18 protein-coding genes are annotated in these 15320 nt (G+C 38.5%); 6 read left to right on the top strand and 12 right to left on the bottom strand.

Translation table 11 applies throughout. The annotated features are described in order from the left end of the window. Positions 1-54: 54 nt before the first annotated feature. The 4 genes from H6F45_RS03785 to H6F45_RS03770 all read right to left on the bottom strand — a co-directional run bounded on the left by H6F45_RS03785 (position 55) and on the right by H6F45_RS03770 (position 6663). On the bottom strand, positions 55-192 hold the full coding sequence (locus H6F45_RS03785; RefSeq protein WP_190346499.1) for a hypothetical protein: 138 nt from the start codon (positions 190-192) through the stop codon (positions 55-57). Next, a complete protein-coding gene (locus tag H6F45_RS03780) occupies positions 173-1129 on the bottom strand; it encodes an RNA polymerase sigma factor, RpoD/SigA family (RefSeq protein ID WP_137667387.1) in 957 nt (318 codons plus the stop codon). The genes H6F45_RS03785 and H6F45_RS03780 overlap by 20 nt, the downstream gene beginning before the upstream one ends. 892 nt (positions 1130-2021) lie before the next feature. After that, the gene (gene carB, locus H6F45_RS03775) at positions 2022-5291 is read right to left on the bottom strand and encodes a carbamoyl-phosphate synthase large subunit (protein WP_190346498.1); all 3270 of its coding nucleotides are present in this window, start codon (positions 5289-5291) and stop codon (positions 2022-2024) included. A gap of 817 nt (positions 5292-6108) precedes the next feature. After that, the gene (locus H6F45_RS03770) at positions 6109-6663 is read right to left on the bottom strand and encodes a Dps family protein (RefSeq protein ID WP_137667384.1); all 555 of its coding nucleotides are present in this window, start codon (positions 6661-6663) and stop codon (positions 6109-6111) included. A 389-nt stretch (positions 6664-7052) separates the two neighbouring features. Between H6F45_RS03770 and H6F45_RS03765 the strand changes: the two genes are divergently transcribed. The 3 genes from H6F45_RS03765 (at position 7053) to H6F45_RS03755 (ending at position 8584) form a co-directional block, all read left to right on the top strand. Next, positions 7053-7319, top strand: a complete 267-nt coding sequence (locus H6F45_RS03765) for an Asr1405/Asl0597 family protein (RefSeq protein ID WP_096570245.1) — start codon at positions 7053-7055, stop codon at positions 7317-7319. A 65-nt stretch (positions 7320-7384) separates the two neighbouring features. Further along, positions 7385-8014: a (2Fe-2S) ferredoxin domain-containing protein gene (locus tag H6F45_RS03760; protein WP_190346497.1), complete on the top strand. Its 630-nt coding sequence runs from the start codon at positions 7385-7387 to the stop codon at positions 8012-8014. 147 nt (positions 8015-8161) lie between these two features. Next, on the top strand, positions 8162-8584 hold the full coding sequence (locus H6F45_RS03755) for a hypothetical protein (RefSeq protein ID WP_190346496.1): 423 nt from the start codon (positions 8162-8164) through the stop codon (positions 8582-8584). Between the two features lie 227 nt (positions 8585-8811). Here H6F45_RS03755 and H6F45_RS03750 read toward each other — a convergent pair whose 3' ends face one another. The 6 genes from H6F45_RS03750 to H6F45_RS27265 all read right to left on the bottom strand — a co-directional run bounded on the left by H6F45_RS03750 (position 8812) and on the right by H6F45_RS27265 (position 12405). Beyond that, positions 8812-9069, bottom strand: coding sequence for a hypothetical protein (locus H6F45_RS03750; RefSeq protein WP_137667381.1), 258 nt, complete (start codon positions 9067-9069; stop codon positions 8812-8814). A 236-nt stretch (positions 9070-9305) separates the two neighbouring features. Further along, complete coding sequence (locus H6F45_RS03745; protein WP_190346495.1) at positions 9306-10754, bottom strand: S-layer homology domain-containing protein; 1449 nt, start codon at positions 10752-10754, stop codon at positions 9306-9308. A 130-nt stretch (positions 10755-10884) separates the two neighbouring features. Next, positions 10885-11028 (bottom strand): hypothetical protein, encoded by a 144-nt coding sequence (locus tag H6F45_RS27280; RefSeq protein WP_242027437.1) that lies wholly within the window; start codon positions 11026-11028, stop codon positions 10885-10887. Between the two features lie 30 nt (positions 11029-11058). Next, positions 11059-11682, bottom strand: coding sequence for a hypothetical protein (locus tag H6F45_RS27275; RefSeq protein ID WP_347237703.1), 624 nt, complete (start codon positions 11680-11682; stop codon positions 11059-11061). Between the two features lie 70 nt (positions 11683-11752). Next, positions 11753-12079 carry a hypothetical protein gene (locus tag H6F45_RS27270; RefSeq protein ID WP_347237702.1) on the bottom strand — a complete coding sequence of 109 codons (327 nt, stop codon included), beginning with the start codon at positions 12077-12079 and terminating at the stop codon, positions 11753-11755. Positions 12080-12159: 80 nt separating this feature from the next. Then, on the bottom strand, positions 12160-12405 hold the full coding sequence (locus H6F45_RS27265; RefSeq protein WP_347237701.1) for a hypothetical protein: 246 nt from the start codon (positions 12403-12405) through the stop codon (positions 12160-12162). Positions 12406-12531: 126 nt separating this feature from the next. Here H6F45_RS27265 and H6F45_RS03735 point away from each other — a divergent pair, with 126 nt between their 5' ends. Next, positions 12532-13737 carry a histidine kinase gene (locus H6F45_RS03735; RefSeq protein WP_190346494.1) on the top strand — a complete coding sequence of 402 codons (1206 nt, stop codon included), beginning with the start codon at positions 12532-12534 and terminating at the stop codon, positions 13735-13737. Between the two features lie 67 nt (positions 13738-13804). Further along, entirely contained in the window at positions 13805-14065 is a 261-nt protein-coding gene (locus H6F45_RS03730) for a chlororespiratory reduction protein 7 (RefSeq protein WP_096570233.1), read from the top strand. Here the strand turns inward: H6F45_RS03730 and H6F45_RS26125 are convergent. Together H6F45_RS26125 and H6F45_RS03725 are read right to left on the bottom strand one after the other, a co-directional pair. Next, the gene (locus H6F45_RS26125) at positions 14054-14182 is read right to left on the bottom strand and encodes an alpha/beta hydrolase (protein WP_199301751.1); all 129 of its coding nucleotides are present in this window, start codon (positions 14180-14182) and stop codon (positions 14054-14056) included. The two genes, H6F45_RS03730 and H6F45_RS26125, sit on opposite strands and share 12 nt — an antisense overlap. Before the next feature lie 49 nt (positions 14183-14231). Beyond that, entirely contained in the window at positions 14232-14780 is a 549-nt protein-coding gene (locus tag H6F45_RS03725; RefSeq protein ID WP_096570229.1) for a DUF2854 domain-containing protein, read from the bottom strand. Between the two features lie 141 nt (positions 14781-14921). Here H6F45_RS03725 and H6F45_RS03720 point away from each other — a divergent pair, with 141 nt between their 5' ends. Beyond that, the gene (locus tag H6F45_RS03720; RefSeq protein ID WP_096570227.1) at positions 14922-15104 is read left to right on the top strand and encodes a hypothetical protein; all 183 of its coding nucleotides are present in this window, start codon (positions 14922-14924) and stop codon (positions 15102-15104) included. The last annotated feature ends 216 nt before the right edge of the window (positions 15105-15320 follow it).

Raw genomic sequence — 15320 nt, 5'->3', positions numbered from 1 at the left:
AGTCGGGGGAGTCGGTTTAACCGTACCAAAAACAGCGTATTATTGCGAATGAATCTAGGTGACAGTAAGAAGGCAAGAGGCAAGAGGCAAAAGGCAAAAGAAGGGAATAAGTAATAAAGTTATTAATGTTCTCCTGACTCCTGCCTCCTGACTCCTGCCTCCTGACTCCTGACTAACTAGCAAGATACTCATTCATGCTATGTTTGGATTTACGAAGTTTTGTTAAGGCTTCTCTTTCAATTTGTCGCACTCGTTCCCGACTAATATTAAGTATTTCACCAATTCGGGCTAATGTCATAGATTGTCCATCTGATAACCCAAACCTCAATCTAATGACTTCTTTTTGTTGGGGTGTGAGTTCTGACATCATCCGTTCTATGTCGCAAGATAGAGAAGATTGCATCACAAAATCTTCAGGTGATGCACCTGTATCTTCCAACATTTCCCCTAGTTCGGTGTCATAATTATCACCTAGACGCAAATCAAGAGACAAGGGTAAACGTGCTTTTTCTAGACACTCCCGCACCTGTTTAGGCGTTAATTGTAATTCGTCAGCTAGTTCAGAAATACTAGGCGCACGTCCCAATTTTTGGGATAATTGCCTTTGGGCTTTCTTAATTTTGTTTAATTTTTCCGTAATATGAATAGGTAGCCTAATAGTGCGGGCTTTTTCCGCTATGGCGCGAGTGATCGCCTGACGTATCCACCAGTAGGCATAAGTAGAAAATCTATAGCCTTTTGTGGGGTCAAATTTTTCTACACCCCGTTGCATTCCTATACTACCTTCTTGGATTAAGTCAAGTAAATCAACATTACGTTTAATATACTTTTTCGCTACAGACACTACTAAACGCAAATTAGCTTCTACCATTTTCCGTTTAGCAATTTCACCTTCGGCGATCGCTCTATTTAATTCTTTTACTTCTAACTCAGCTACATTTGCCCACTCTTCTACAGTTGGTTGACGTTCTAACTGAGTAGCAAGATTATCTCTCACCTCATACAACGCGGTACATCTTTGTACCTGTTTCCCAAAGTGAATTTCTTCCTCATGCGTTAAAAGTGGCACGCGACCAATTTCTCTTAGGTAGGTCCGCACGAGGTCTGTAGGTGTCTGAGCCGTCTTCATGGCGCTACTCTTGGTTGATGTTGGGTTGGTTGGTAGTGTCATTAGCTGATGCCTTGAGAAGATAATACCCAGGTTAACTAGAAAACTATGCTCTGGTTTGCAATTTACATACCCGATCCGCTTTGTTTCCGGTATGTCGTCAATTTAGGCTTATTAACTGCTAGACGGTACAGTTATTTACTTGTAATTACAAGTACCTGTACTTAGAGATACCATGATCTGTCTAACATTTTCCGTTTGATGTGATTGTTAATAATTGTAACATTTATTAAAAAAGCTTGACTACCGAGTAACTGGAAAATTCCTGGTTACATCAGGTTAGGTTATGTCGTAATTGTACTGAAATATTATAGGAAGCAGGAGTCAGGAGGCAGGAGACAGGAGTCATAAGACAAGAGTCAGGAGTTTAGAAGTAAAAATGAGAAGTAGATGGTTTCCTCATATTTGTTAAAATATCTCAATATTAACTATAAGGATTCTCTTATAATGATTGCTTAATGTTTAGGGAACAGGGAACAGGGGATAGGGAATAGGGAATAGGGAATAGGGAATAGGAAGATGGGGAAGCAGGGGAGAAAATTATTTCCCAGTCCCCAGTCCCTCACAAGGGTAGGTATTTTACATTGTCGTCAGGGCAAGACTTGGTGGACAAGGTGACAAGGGAGGAAAACAGTACAAATTCTGTATTCTTAGTCACAAAAATAGTCCGTCAAAAAACCATTGTCCGTATAAAATCTTCCTTGTCCATCCCTTCGACTACGCTCAGGACAAGCCTTCCTTGTCTTCCTAGTCCTGCCTCAACAGATAATATTAAAAACCTACCCCTGTGAGGTCCCCAGTCCCCAGTCCCCAGTCCCCAGTCCCCAGTCCCCAGTCCCCAGTCCCCAGTCACCTAGATAGGACAATATTCCTGGATCACTTTCACATCTAAGGTGGTGTTTTGCAGGGAACGGATAGCGGCTACTGTTGCCCGCGCACCTGCTATAGTTGTAATTATGGGAATTTTGTAGGCTAAAGCTGTACGGCGGATCAGTTGTCCATCTGTACGGGCTTCTTCCCCTGATGGTGTGTTAATAATTAACTGAATTTGTTGATTTTTGATCGCGTCAATCACATTAGGACGACCTTCATGAAGTTTCAGCACTTGCTCAACTTTTAAACCCTGTTCTTTCAGATATTGGCGTGTACCTTGGGTAGCGATAATATGAAAACCCAGGTTGATAAATTCTTTCACCACATCCACAACTAAGGCTTTATCCCGATCGCTCATAGACACAAATACAGTACCCTGGAGGGGTAATTTTTCTCCTGCGCCCATTTCCGCTTTAGCAAATGCCCGCCCAAAATCAGCATCAATTCCCATAACTTCCCCAGTGGAACGCATTTCAGGACCTAAGATGGTATCAGTACCGGGGAATTTATTAAAGGGTAAAACTGCTTCTTTCACAGCTATATGAGAGGGAATGACTTCCTGAGTAAAGTTTAATTCCTCTAAAGTCTTACCAGACATAATTAAAGATGCCAACTTAGCTAAAGGTACGCCTGTTGCTTTAGACACAAATGGAACAGTGCGAGATGCACGGGGGTTAGCTTCTAAAATGTAGACTTGGGGAGAATAACTATTTGCACCAACAACGGCAAATTGAATATTCATCAAACCCACTACAGATAAAGCTTTTGCCAGTTCAACTGTCCAAGTTCTAATTTGGTTAAGGACTGCGGGAGAGAGGGAAATGGAAGGGAGAGAACAAGCCGAATCTCCTGAGTGAATACCCGCTTGTTCAATGTGTTCCATAATGCCACCAATAACCACTCTACCCGTATGATCGGCGATCGCATCTACATCCACTTCAATGGCATTTTCTAGGAACTTATCAATTAAAATTGGATGATCTGGTTCTACCTGCACTGCAAAAGTCATATATCTTTCTAACTCTGCATCAGAGTAGACTATCTCCATTGCTCGTCCACCCAAAACGTAACTAGGGCGAACCACAACGGGGTAGCCGATCCGTTTAGCGACAATTAACGCATCTTCATAACTTCTAGCGATACCATTAGGCGGTTGGGCAATATTCAACTCTTGAAGAATCTTTTCAAACCGTTCCCGATTTTCTGCCATGTCGATAGAATCAGGAGAAGTACCCCAAATTTGGGTGATTGGTGATTGGTGATTGGTGATTGGTGATTGCTGTAAGTATTGTTGTAGGGGAACTGCTAATTTTAATGGAGTTTGTCCACCGAACTGGACGATAATACCTACAGGGTTTTCCGCTTCAATAATATTGAGTACGTCTTCTTTAGTCAGAGGTTCAAAATATAGGCGATCACTAGTATCGTAATCAGTAGAAACCGTCTCCGGGTTAGAGTTCACCATCATGGTTTCATAACCCGCAGCTTTCAAAGAGTATGCCGCATGACAGCAACAATAATCAAATTCTATCCCCTGACCAATACGGTTTGGACCACCTCCCAAAATCATTACCTTGGGTTTATCGGTGGGTAAAACTTCCGTTTCTTCCTCGTAGGTAGAATAATAATAAGGTGTGAACGCTTCAAACTCCGCAGCGCAGGTATCCACAGTTTTGTAAACGGGGATAACACCTAACTGTTTACGATATGCTCTAACTTCATCTTCCTTGGTTTTGGTACAGAAAGCAATTTGGCGATCGCTAAAACCATTACGCTTGACATCATACATTTGCTCTTTTGTCAACTGCTGTAAAGGACTGCGTTTTAAGAACTTCTCAACTTCCAGAATTTGCTGTAATTTATCCAAAAACCAGGGATCTATGGCAGTTAGTTCGTAAATTTCCTCATTACTGATACCTAACAGCATTGCATGACGCAAAGCAAAAACTCTCTCTGGGTTAGGTGTACGTAACTGAGCGCGAATTTGTTCCCCACTGGGTAACTTTTCTGGTTTATCAGCACCCCATCCAGCGCGGCCAGTTTCCAAGGACCGCATAGCTTTTTGGAAAGACTCATTAAAAGTTCTTCCTATGGCCATTGCTTCCCCCACAGACTTCATTTGCGTAGTTAACACTGGATCAGAACCAGGAAACTTTTCAAACGCAAACCGGGGAATTTTTGTAACTACATAGTCAATAGTCGGTTCAAAAGAAGCGGGGGTTTTCTTAGTAATATCATTACTAATTTCATCCAAAGTGTAACCCACAGCTAACTTTGCGGCCATCTTTGCAATAGGAAAACCAGTTGCTTTAGAAGCTAACGCAGAACTGCGGGAAACACGAGGGTTCATTTCAATAACTACCACATCCCCATTTACTGGGTTCACCGCAAACTGAATATTAGAACCACCGGTTTCCACCCCTATTTCCCGGATAATTTTGATCGCCATATCCCGCAGACGTTGATATTCTTTATCTGTGAGAGTTTGGGCAGGGGCGACTGTGATAGAATCACCTGTATGAATCCCCATCGGATCGAAGTTTTCGATAGAACAGATAATGACAACGTTATCCGCAAGATCCCGCATCACTTCTAGTTCATATTCCTTCCAACCTAATAAAGACTGATCTATAAGAATTTGAGAAACAGGACTAGCATCAATACCAACCTGTGCCATCACTTCAAATTCTTCTTTATTGTAAGCAATACCGCCACCAGTACCGCCCATTGTGAAAGCAGGACGAATAATGAGAGGATAAGATCCTATCCGATCGGCGATCGCCTTAGCTTCTTCTAAGGTTGACGCTGTACCACTAGGACAAACATTCACCCCGATCTTATCCATCGCTTCGTTAAACAACTTGCGATCTTCAGCTTTTTCAATCGCTGGTAATTTCGCACCGATTAATTCGACGTTATACTTTTCTAAAGCCCCATTTTTTGCTAAAGCAACCGCAATATTTAAAGCAGTTTGTCCCCCCATAGTCGGTAAAAGAGCATCAGGACGTTCCTTAGCAATAACCTTTTCTACCATTTCCGGTGTTAGCGGTTCGATATAAGTGCGATCGGCCGTTTCTGGATCAGTCATAATAGTAGCCGGGTTAGAGTTTACCAGCACCACCTCAAAACCTTCTTCCCGTAAAGCTTTACAGGCTTGAGTACCAGAATAGTCAAACTCACAAGCTTGGCCAATGACAATAGGACCAGAACCTAACAGAAGAATTTTGTGGATATCTTGACGACGAGGCATAGTTGTTACTTTAGATCAGGAAAATACAAATCTTGACTATTTTAAGGGTCTTTACCCCTAGTCCTTATATTTATTATTAAGTTTTCTTAGTTCTTGTGATTAGGTAGATTTTTTAACAGTGTAGCCTAATTTTTCGGTTATCTTGAGTAATTTAACGCAGATACACGCAGATAAACGCAGATGTAAAAGAATAACTGAACAATTCTCTTTTCCAGATATTGTGTTTCGCGCAATCTCCGTCAGGAGATCCCGCAGGGTAGACGCAAATAAGCAAAGACGCAAAGGAAGAAACTCAAGACTCACCCAAAATACCTCTCAAACTCTCATTCTCTGCGTCCTCTGCGCCTCTGCGGTTCATTCTTCCATAACTTCTGCGTAAGTCCTAAATAGTTTGCAGCTATTGTGAGATTTTTTCCTGAATATTTGCTTTGAGGATGAATGTTCATTTTATGATGATCCTATTTTTCAGATTATTTTTGAGAATTTATAGCTTCTGAGTTGATAAATTTTCCTGAAATTTATTTTCAATAACTGTTAAATATGATTTTTAACAATTTTTAGTGATGTTTTATTCGTAGGGGTAATTCATGAATTACCCCTACCTCCTTTCTGTTTTCCGTAAGTCCTGCTTGATCAGCAAATGACAAATATTTGCATTTTATATAATTAATAATAATTGCACTGATAAATACAAAAAATGACAGATAGGTAACTCATCTGTGGTTTTACCTAGCTGCCAATTTTTTATTTTCGGTTCTAATCTACTCTACTAAATTTTGCATCTATATAAATGCAGAAATTTAAGATGAGGTTAAATTTAGTTTGTGGTTCTTTGAACAAAACCTAATGTTAAACTATCCTTAGCTAAAAAATGTGCTAAATGATAAGCTCTTTCTTCTGTTTTTAGCAGGATTTGTTCATAGAGATATCTTGTCCCCCGATCTCCCAAACTCTCTGCCTGAGAGGCTAAACGGCGAATTAAGCTAATCATTGCTTGTTCTGCTACTAGGTCATTTTCTATCATCTTCCGGCAAGAAAATGTACCATCTGCTTCTGGTTCAAAACAGCATAATTCAGCTAATTTAGTAAAAGAAGCTACGGGAACACCACCCAAACCATTTAAACGTTCACCAATTTCATGGATGTGATCTTGTACTTCCTCGTAACTTTCCTTAAAAAACTCATGCAGTGAATAAAATTCTGCACCTTCAACTACAAAATGATGTTTCTGGTACTGTAGGTAAAGTGCTTGAAAACTAGCTAATGCAATATTAAATCCTTCAATTACTGGTTCGGTAACACTGCGATCTAGTAATACAGGGTTGTCATATACTTGACCAAAATTTTGAATCAAAGTTTGAGTATCAGACATGGTTCTCCTCGCTTTGTAGCAGTTGTTTTTTTCAACTACTGCTTTTTGTTATATCTTAACATTAAAAAATTTTCATGCCAGTCTGCTAAATATGACAGAATTTCTAATTTTTATCGCTGCAAGTATTCGTTTTCCTTTTATGTCTGGTGTTAACTATTAATTTCATCTCTGTTTGTTTGCTAATATCCTTGACTTTATTTACACATTGTGCATAACACCCTTCGGGGTGTGGTGGTTCAAGTTTTATGAAAATTTTTTGCAAATTTAATGACAATAATTTGCACTTACGCTATTCTGGTTGATAAGGCTCAAGTCCAATAAACTCCCAGTCACAGGGGGTTATTCTGTTTTATTTACTGCCATTTTGTTGCACTTTGAGGGTAATTCACTTGAAATTCTCTAATTCACATAATTCACAATTAGGAACACAGCACGTTATTGATGTGAGTTGGTCAGAACGTTGGCAAGTTTATCAACGCTTAAATGAATTAGATATTCCTTGTCATTGTCAGAGTAACCAACCATTGCAGGTAGAAATTACTAACCCACAAATAGCTATCCAAGTTTGGAGTGTGGTGAGACAAGTTAAAGCTTCTCGTCAAGATTTAATTTGTCATTTAAAAGATTGTTTGCGTTTGCGTTATCAAGCCTTGTAATTTGTAATTATTTTCTGTTTTCCTTTTATCTGCTTTGTAGTTAGTTAATCTTGGGTGAACGAAAGATGAGTATCTATACTGGTGTAGAAGTATCAGAATTTTGCCTAGAAGGTAGATTTTTAGATTTTGTGATTAAAGATGGTTATAAGTTAAAAGGTTTATTATTAGCGACTTCTGACGGTGAATGTTATGTAAAGTTAGCCAAGCATTTACGGGTAGCTTTTGATTTGCGTTTACCTCGTGGTACTTGGTTACAGGTGGTAGGTACTAAAAAGTATGACGCTAAAAAAGAGGAAGTCACGTTAAAAGCTGAACGGGTAATGGCTGGGCGCTCTCAAGTAGAAATAATTGCGCCTAATTTAAATATGGAAAGAGTGTCTTTAGCACCGGAAACGAGTAAACCCAAACGAGCGAAAAAGCAAACTATCTTAATGTGTCAAAAATCTGATTGCATGAAACGCGGTGGTAAAGCGTTGTGTCAGGTGTTGGTGTCTGAGTTGAGCGATCGCGGTTTACAGGATACAGTTGATCTTAAAGGTACTGGTTGCATGAAAAATTGTAAGGCTGGACCTAATTTAGTCATGCCAGATAAAACCCGGTATACTAAAGTTCAACCTTCACAAGTTGCTATTTTGGTAGATAAGCATTTTGGTGAGGATGCGGAAATCAAATCTCCGCAGTTTATGGAAGTTTGATTTTTTGTCTGAATCAGGATATCCAGGATTTCAGGATTTACAGGATGTGGGTTGGCATTAAAGATTCTAACAAGATTGTCCGCCCAATTACTGAATAAACCACCACTCACCACCATCTTATGCCAGAATAAGTACCAGTATTAGGCAGTGGTTAAATCTACAGCTATAAATGATATTGAAATAGCTCACAGTCTCACAGTATTAGAAAGGATATTAAATTTAAAAATCTATCAAAATGATAAACCTCAATATCGCATAGCAGTAATGTTTTCTCATTTTGATCTACCTGAAGTATATCCTTACAAAAATAATCTGCATCAATTTGTGGATCTGAAATTTCCTCATACAAAATTAGCCTTACAAATTTGGAGTAATAATTGGAATTGTGCAGTTGCTTATTTTGCTTATTCTGCATTTGGGATGATAGGAGATACTTCACAAGCAAATTGTCAAGGTAGATATCAAGGTATTAAAAATCCTAAAATATGGAAACCATTTGGTTTAATAGCACCAATATACTGGTTATTAACTGGTAGATATGATCAAACATTATTGGAATTAGACCTATAGTTAAACCTGGAACATCTCTCACAATAACATCCTGTAAATCCTCAAATCCTGTAAATCCTGATTCTGACAATCTAAAAATTTGCCAACCAGAAGGAATTTGAATAACTAGGAATTAAACTTTAGATTATTTTTTAAGTCAACTTTTTGATATTCCCGAAGTTTTTGAACTACTTGTGTTTCACCTCGCAAAAAATATGAGATGATATTAGTATCTAACATCACTTTTTTCACAATTCAATTTCCCTTGATGAGTCTAGTAATCTTTGTTCTTCAATCTCATGTTCAAGCTGCTGTAACAATATAGATTCTTCTGAATTAGCAATACCAGCAAATTGCATAAAATCTATATTTTTATCCATATATTTGGGTTGCAGTAATTGTTGATTCTGAACTATTTTTTGAAAAATTATTTGAGCAATTTCATTTTGTTCTTGTTCTGGTAGCTGTGATACTAAAGCGAATGCTTGTTCTAAAAGCTGATTCATGGTTTTTGTGTATGTGTTCTTAATTAAGATTACCCTAGAAATAATAATTCAATATCTTATTTTATCAAAAATTATCACTCCTTAATTATAAAATAACAGTTTTCTATCTTCCTAAATCTCATCCTGATAGCGAAGCGTGGCGTTAGCCATAAATCCTCAAATCCCGGACATCATGATTCAGACAAATAAATCAATCCTGTACATACCCAAATCCCAAAAATCCTCACTCTGACAATTTACTCCCCTTTCAACTTCAAAGCTTCAGTAGTTGACATCCCCTCACTTTGCAAACCAAAATAAGATATGGCAGCAGCAGCTTCCCCACGAGTTACAGCTTTTTTCGGTTGAAAAAGAGTAGTATATCCAAAAACTCTCCTAATATTTGATTGTTCTGCATTTTGAAAGTCAGCTAAAATTGCTCTTAATGCTTTAGGATCAATTTTTTCTGTATCCTGAAAACCCCAAGTTTGTTTCACAGCTTCCAAATTAGCATTCGGTAAAGCTTGACGGGTATCTAAAGGAACTTTCCACATTAATAAATTTTCTCTGGTTAAAGGTGCATCAGGACGAAATAAAACTGCGGTTGTATCTCCTGATAAAATACTAGGAATTAATCCCGCTTCTGCTAATCCTTGAATAGTTGGAAAATCAGGATCTTTAGGTAAAACATCTCTAAAGACTGGTTGTGTATTTGTGGACGATAAACGAATTTTTTTCGCAGGATTATTAGCATACATGACATTATTTGCAGTTACTAACCAGCGTGCAAATTCTCTGCGAGTGATGATTTTATCAGGTGCAAATTGTTGAGCATTTGTAGGATTAGAATTGCTGTTATTGGAGTTTGATGCAATTGATAAAACTCCTAATCTACCTAAATCTTCAATCTGTTTCCGCCATTCTGGTGGTACTTTATTCAAATCAGTAAATTCTTGAGGTTGTGAATTTTCAATTGCTGTAATTTCTGTATTTGTTGGTTGATTAGAAACATCAACCCCTGGTGAAACTGGTCCAATAAATTGCGAATCTCCTGGTTGAGAATTTGTCCCAGAATTTGTCCCAGAATTTGTCCCAGAATTTGTCCCAGAATTTGTCCCAGAATTTGCAGTTACACTATTACTCTTATTAGATGTATATTCAATTGTTAATTCTGTAGCTGTTTGTGGTTGATTTGGTGTTGGATTTGTAACGGTTTTTGGGTTAATTGCTACTTTCAATAATAAATCATTCCGCTTGACTTCAAAAGTTCCTTCTGTATCGTCTTGTGGTTGTTGTAAAATTTGCCAATTCTGATTTTTAAACTCACTGCTGTAAAAGTTGGCAATCATATTACTAGGATCTGCACTTTGCCAACGAGTTACAATTCTATTTTCAGTTTGATTTTCTGAATTTGTTGAATTATCTGAATTATCTGAATTATTATTTGCAGGTTGAATTTCTGCTAACTTAGCATTGGGATAAATAGGAATTTCTTGAGGAAAGTCAGCAGGTAATTCAACTTTAGGTGCAGTTGATATTTCTGGATTCTTGTTTTCACCAAAAACCGCAGTATTTGTTTGCAGTCTAGGATCTGCTGCTAAAGACTGTTCTAAATTTTTGGCAGTAGGACCATTAGCACAGGCTGTTAAGGTAGAAAGTAAAACAGCTATACTGAAAAAGATAACAGGATTTTTATAAAGCACCACAGGAAATCACAAATAGATATTTATTATCAATTTCTACATTAGCATTTCAGGGAACAGGGAACAGGGAACAGGGAGATAAATAACCTAATCACCAATCACCAGTCCCCAGTCCCCAATCACCAATCACCAATCACCAATCACCAATCACATATTTTTCTAAATCATTTATTTGCGGTGCGGGTAACTGGTTGAGAACTCGCCAAAGAATAGTGTAGCTGCCATCAGGACGGCGACGCACGGCACGAAAGGCTATGATAGTATCACTACTAGGCACTTCTGTTAATTGTTGCCTGATACGGCTATTTTAACGGCGTACGGGTTGACGTTCTGAGATGATTTCTGGGAGTTGAAATTGGAGCGATCGCACTAAATAAGTTTTATTTACTTCCGCTTTAGCACCACTCAAATAAATTTGCGACTGTTGCCAATTTTGATTTTTACCTGTAATAAACCGCCTTCTATCTACCTGTAAGGCTTTTAACTCTCTCGGTGGTTGGTAGTTGAGAAAAAAGTCCCGCGTTGATAGATCAAGAGTTTGTAGTCTACCATCCAATTTTTCTAAAGGTACATCACCTATATTAACGATAAAACCATAATCTATTCCTTGAGGGAATAACTGGAAGTTATCGTCAATCATTTTCAATGCTAAACTAGGAGTAAAATCTCCCTTACCCTCACCTACAGAGGGAAAAGGATAACGCTCAATAACACTTGGTTGTAATCGATTTTGGAGGGTATTCGGCCGACGACGGTAGGCTGAATCAGGTAAAACTCGAAAAATGCCCGTGTTAGGCAATTGCAAAAACTGAGTGTAGATTTGTTTTTCTTGGGAATCAATGTCGTAAGCAAAACGGTCTAGTGTCGCTGCGTCTTCCTGTGGATTGATAAATTTGATGTTGTCAGGAAATCTTTTTTGGGCTGCTTGCAAGATTTGATTGGCAGTTCTAAGAGTGCTGATAGCTTCCTCTGGTGGTGCGATCGCGGGCTGGATAGGCGGTTTATAGTTTAGCTATAGCTGTTTTTGCCGGGCTGCCAACCACTGGTAATGGGGAAGAAGTTAAATTTGGTTCTTTAGGAATAAAAGGTGTTGCAGGTTTACTAAGATCAGGACGCTGTACTGGTGCAATAGAAATCACCAGATCTGATTTTCTTTCTCCAGAAACCAAAGGTAACTTTCTCACTAACCCTAACTCACCCCGTCGAGACAACAGCCGATCTGTAACTGGGGATAATTTTAACAATTCCTGGTTGGCAGCATACAAAGAGCAGTAAATTTGTAATTGAGAATCAGTTAACTGCACAGTTAAATCAGACTGTTGAGACAAATCTCCTTTTGCGGTACACAAAGTTTTCGGACTTGGGTACTGACGTTTGAGAAAAGTTTCTACAGAATGGGTATAAACAGTTATTGCCCCCTCACGGATCTCATTCTGTTGGGGTCTGAACTGCTCAGTGCTTGCTCAAGTCGAGCAATTAAATAAATCTGCTGTTGTACTAGCTGCATAGCTTTGGTATAAAATATATTTTCTCCTGCTACTGAATCAACACTTTGACTCAGGTCTAACTGAGACTTATATTCCAGAGCTAAGGCAAAACTGGGAGTAAAACCCAGCGTCAAAGACAGTGAAAGTCCCACAAAGATTTTTCTCATGTCAAAAATGCCAATCTGATGGGTGTATGAAAAATTTAAAATAGATATTAAATTGGAAGAAAACAACGACCATCGACAACCGTCAGTTTATTTTACTTTCTGTAAAGCGTCGCCAGGTTGTTACCAGTGCTGAAACAAGATTACATGCAAGTTTCCCAGGATCAGCCTATCTATTCTGAGGCTCCACTCCAGCTGTTGCTTTTTGTCGATGGACGACCAAAGTCCCGACAACAGGTACAGCGCATACGCTCTTATTTAAGAGAATTAGAAACAGAGTATAGTTTTGAACTACAAATTATTGATGTCGGCCAACAACCGTATCTAGCGGAACATTTTAAATTAGTAGCAACGCCGGCTTTAATTAAAATTCATCCAGAACCTCAACAGACTCTGGCGGGAAGCAATATTATAACCCAATTAAAAAACTGGTGGCCTCGCTGGCAAGTTGCTGTAGACGCTTTCTTAAAGTTACAGGAAGACTTACAAGAACTCAAAGATGAGAATGTGCGGGCAACATTACCCACATCTACCATACATTCTGTTGCTGTTTCTGCGGAGTTGATCAAGCTCTCAGATGAAATTTTTAACTTGAAGCAGGAAAAAGAGAAACTGCAAGAACAGTTACAATTTAAAGACCGGGTAATGGCAATGTTAGCCCATGACCTCCGTAATCCTTTAACTGCTGCTGCTATAGCTATAGAAACGCTTCAAAATAACTACAATTCTGAAAAGGGAGCATTTCACCGTTTAAAACCAGCTATGGCTGAACATTTTTTAAAACAAGCCCGTAATCAAACACGAATCATTGACCGGATGATAGCTGACTTGTTACAAGTGGGAAGGGGAAATGATAAAGAATTTAATATCATACCACAAAAAGTAGAATTAGGAAAACTTAGTTATGAAGTATTGGAAGAATTACGCGATCGCTATATTAGCAAAGCTCAAAAAATAGAAACAGATATCCCCAAAGATTTACCTTATGTATATGCCGATCCTGAGCGTATCCGTCAAGTTTTAGTAAATTTATTGGATAATGCTATTAAATATACACCCGAAGGAGGCATGATTAGTTTAGCCGGACTACACCGCACCACTCAAAAAGTACAGTTTAGTATTGGTGATACAGGTCCTGGTATTCCCCCAGAAAACCGCGATCGCATCTTTGAAAATCATTTCCGTCTGCAACGAGATGAAGGAACAGATGGTTATGGGATTGGTCTGGCTTTATGTCAACGTATTATTAGAGCGCATTATGGTCAAATTTGGGTAGATGCAAATCCTCATGGTGGTGCATGGTTTCATTTTACTTTACCAGTTTATCCATCATAGGTGATTGGTGACTGGTGACTCCTGACACACAATTTAATTAACCTTTATTTAGCAAATAAATTCATAAATGCCACATCCATTAATGTATGAAGAGGACAATTTTGTTGTTCTCGAAACTAACCAAGAAGAACAATTTTTGACGAAATCAGAATTACTAGAAAAGCTGGAAAATACTTTAAAACAACTGGCTTTTGATGACTTAACTCCTGATATCCAGAAATTTGATTCTGTCACAGAACAAGCACAATATTTAATTGATACCAGTTGTGAATTAGATGTAGGACCAGGAAAATATTTACAGTGGTATGCTGTGAGATTAGAAAAGTGACTGGTGACTGGTGACTGGTGACTGGTGACTGGTGACTGGTGACTGGTGACTGGTGACTGGTGACTGGTGACTGGTGACTGGTGACTGGGTAATCATTTTATTTTTCCCAATTACCAATTACCAATTACGAATTACCCATTACCCATTACCCATTACCCATTACCCATTAATTTTGAGTAGTAATTAATTCTAGTTCAATTCTATCTTCATCAGGTTGTGTAATTTTCACCTCAACATTAGGAGCAAAGTATTTAGTCATTTTCTCATGTTTTTGTAGCCAAATATCAAGAGGAATAAAAGGCGAATCAAATTCTAAAATCAAGGAATAAGCACCGTTAACTTCTATTTCTCTTAAACCAGTCACTACTGGACGTTCTTCATCGTTAGGATTCAAACCTAAGTATGTCAACGCCCGGTCTAAATGAGCTTCTTGTCCGTAGCAAAATCTAGTTATGTCAGTGCGGATTTTATTTTGAGTTACAGTAGCTTGTTGTTTTCTGAGTGCTAATACTGATTCTGTGGTAGGTTGGCTAAAGGGTATGGGCTTGAGTTCATTAGCTTTGAGTGCTAAACCTCCCAGCAAGAGAGGAAAGCCATAAAAAAAGCCCACCAAGTTGAGAGTCGCGTTATCAGCAGCATAAGCGACGAAACCGACAATGGTTAATATGCTACCCAAGGTTAAACCGAGTGTTCCCAAAGAAATTTTGCCCAGCATGATTTGAAATGTTGATCATTTCTTAACATCTTACCCAGATCCACGACTTCTTTGAGAAGTCAGGGATCTATTCTTGATTGATCAGCTTTAGCCGATTTTGCGTTAAGTTTAATGAAGAATAGGTAAAATAGGAATAAAACAATGGATCTACAAACACTTAAAGAACGAATTGCCTCAGTTCAAAGTAAACGTGAATACTTGCTGAGTCTTCTGGAACAACCAAATTTAGGCACTTTGAGAGTTGATGTAAATCAAGCTTTAGAAGAATTAGATGATTTAATTGATGAATTTAGACGCAATATTCCCGAATCAGAAACTAATTAGGGGTTGCTGAGAAAGTCTTTCCGTGAGGGCATAGGAGTCAGGAGTCAGGAGTCAGGAGTCAGGAGTCAGGAGGAGATTTGAAAATTTCTTTGCCATCTCTTGAAATCCCAAAAAATGCACACTTTTTCCGGTATACCCTTCAAAACCCTTGCACTTTTTTCCTGTTTATCAGTCTCTAACCTTTGATATATCAAGGTTTTAGGTTTATTCAGCAAA

This window comes from Sphaerospermopsis sp. FACHB-1194 (assembly GCF_014696235.1).
GTDB lineage: Bacteria > Cyanobacteriota > Cyanobacteriia > Cyanobacteriales > Nostocaceae > Sphaerospermopsis > Sphaerospermopsis kisseleviana.
This window is presented reverse-complemented; position numbering and strand designations above follow the sequence as displayed.

Bases quoted from the DNA above. Each gene is read 5' to 3' on its own strand.
- H6F45_RS03730 (WP_096570233.1), top strand. From the start codon at position 13,805: ATGCCACATCCATTAATGTATGAAGAGGACAATTTTGTTGTTCTCGAA.
- H6F45_RS03780 (WP_137667387.1), bottom strand. From the start codon at position 1,129: ATGAAGACGGCTCAGACACCTACAGACCTCGTGCGGACCTACCTAAGA.
- carB (WP_190346498.1), bottom strand. From the start codon at position 5,291: ATGCCTCGTCGTCAAGATATCCACAAAATTCTTCTGTTAGGTTCTGGT.
- H6F45_RS03720 (WP_096570227.1), top strand. From the start codon at position 14,922: ATGGATCTACAAACACTTAAAGAACGAATTGCCTCAGTTCAAAGTAAA.
- H6F45_RS03770 (WP_137667384.1), bottom strand. From the start codon at position 6,663: ATGTCTGATACTCAAACTTTGATTCAAAATTTTGGTCAAGTATATGAC.
- H6F45_RS03760 (WP_190346497.1), top strand. From the start codon at position 7,385: ATGAGTATCTATACTGGTGTAGAAGTATCAGAATTTTGCCTAGAAGGT.
- H6F45_RS03785 (WP_190346499.1), bottom strand. From the start codon at position 192: ATGAGTATCTTGCTAGTTAGTCAGGAGTCAGGAGGCAGGAGTCAGGAG.
- H6F45_RS03750 (WP_137667381.1), bottom strand. From the start codon at position 9,069: ATGAATCAGCTTTTAGAACAAGCATTCGCTTTAGTATCACAGCTACCA.
- H6F45_RS03725 (WP_096570229.1), bottom strand. From the start codon at position 14,780: ATGCTGGGCAAAATTTCTTTGGGAACACTCGGTTTAACCTTGGGTAGC.
- H6F45_RS27265 (WP_347237701.1), bottom strand. From the start codon at position 12,405: ATGAGAAAAATCTTTGTGGGACTTTCACTGTCTTTGACGCTGGGTTTT.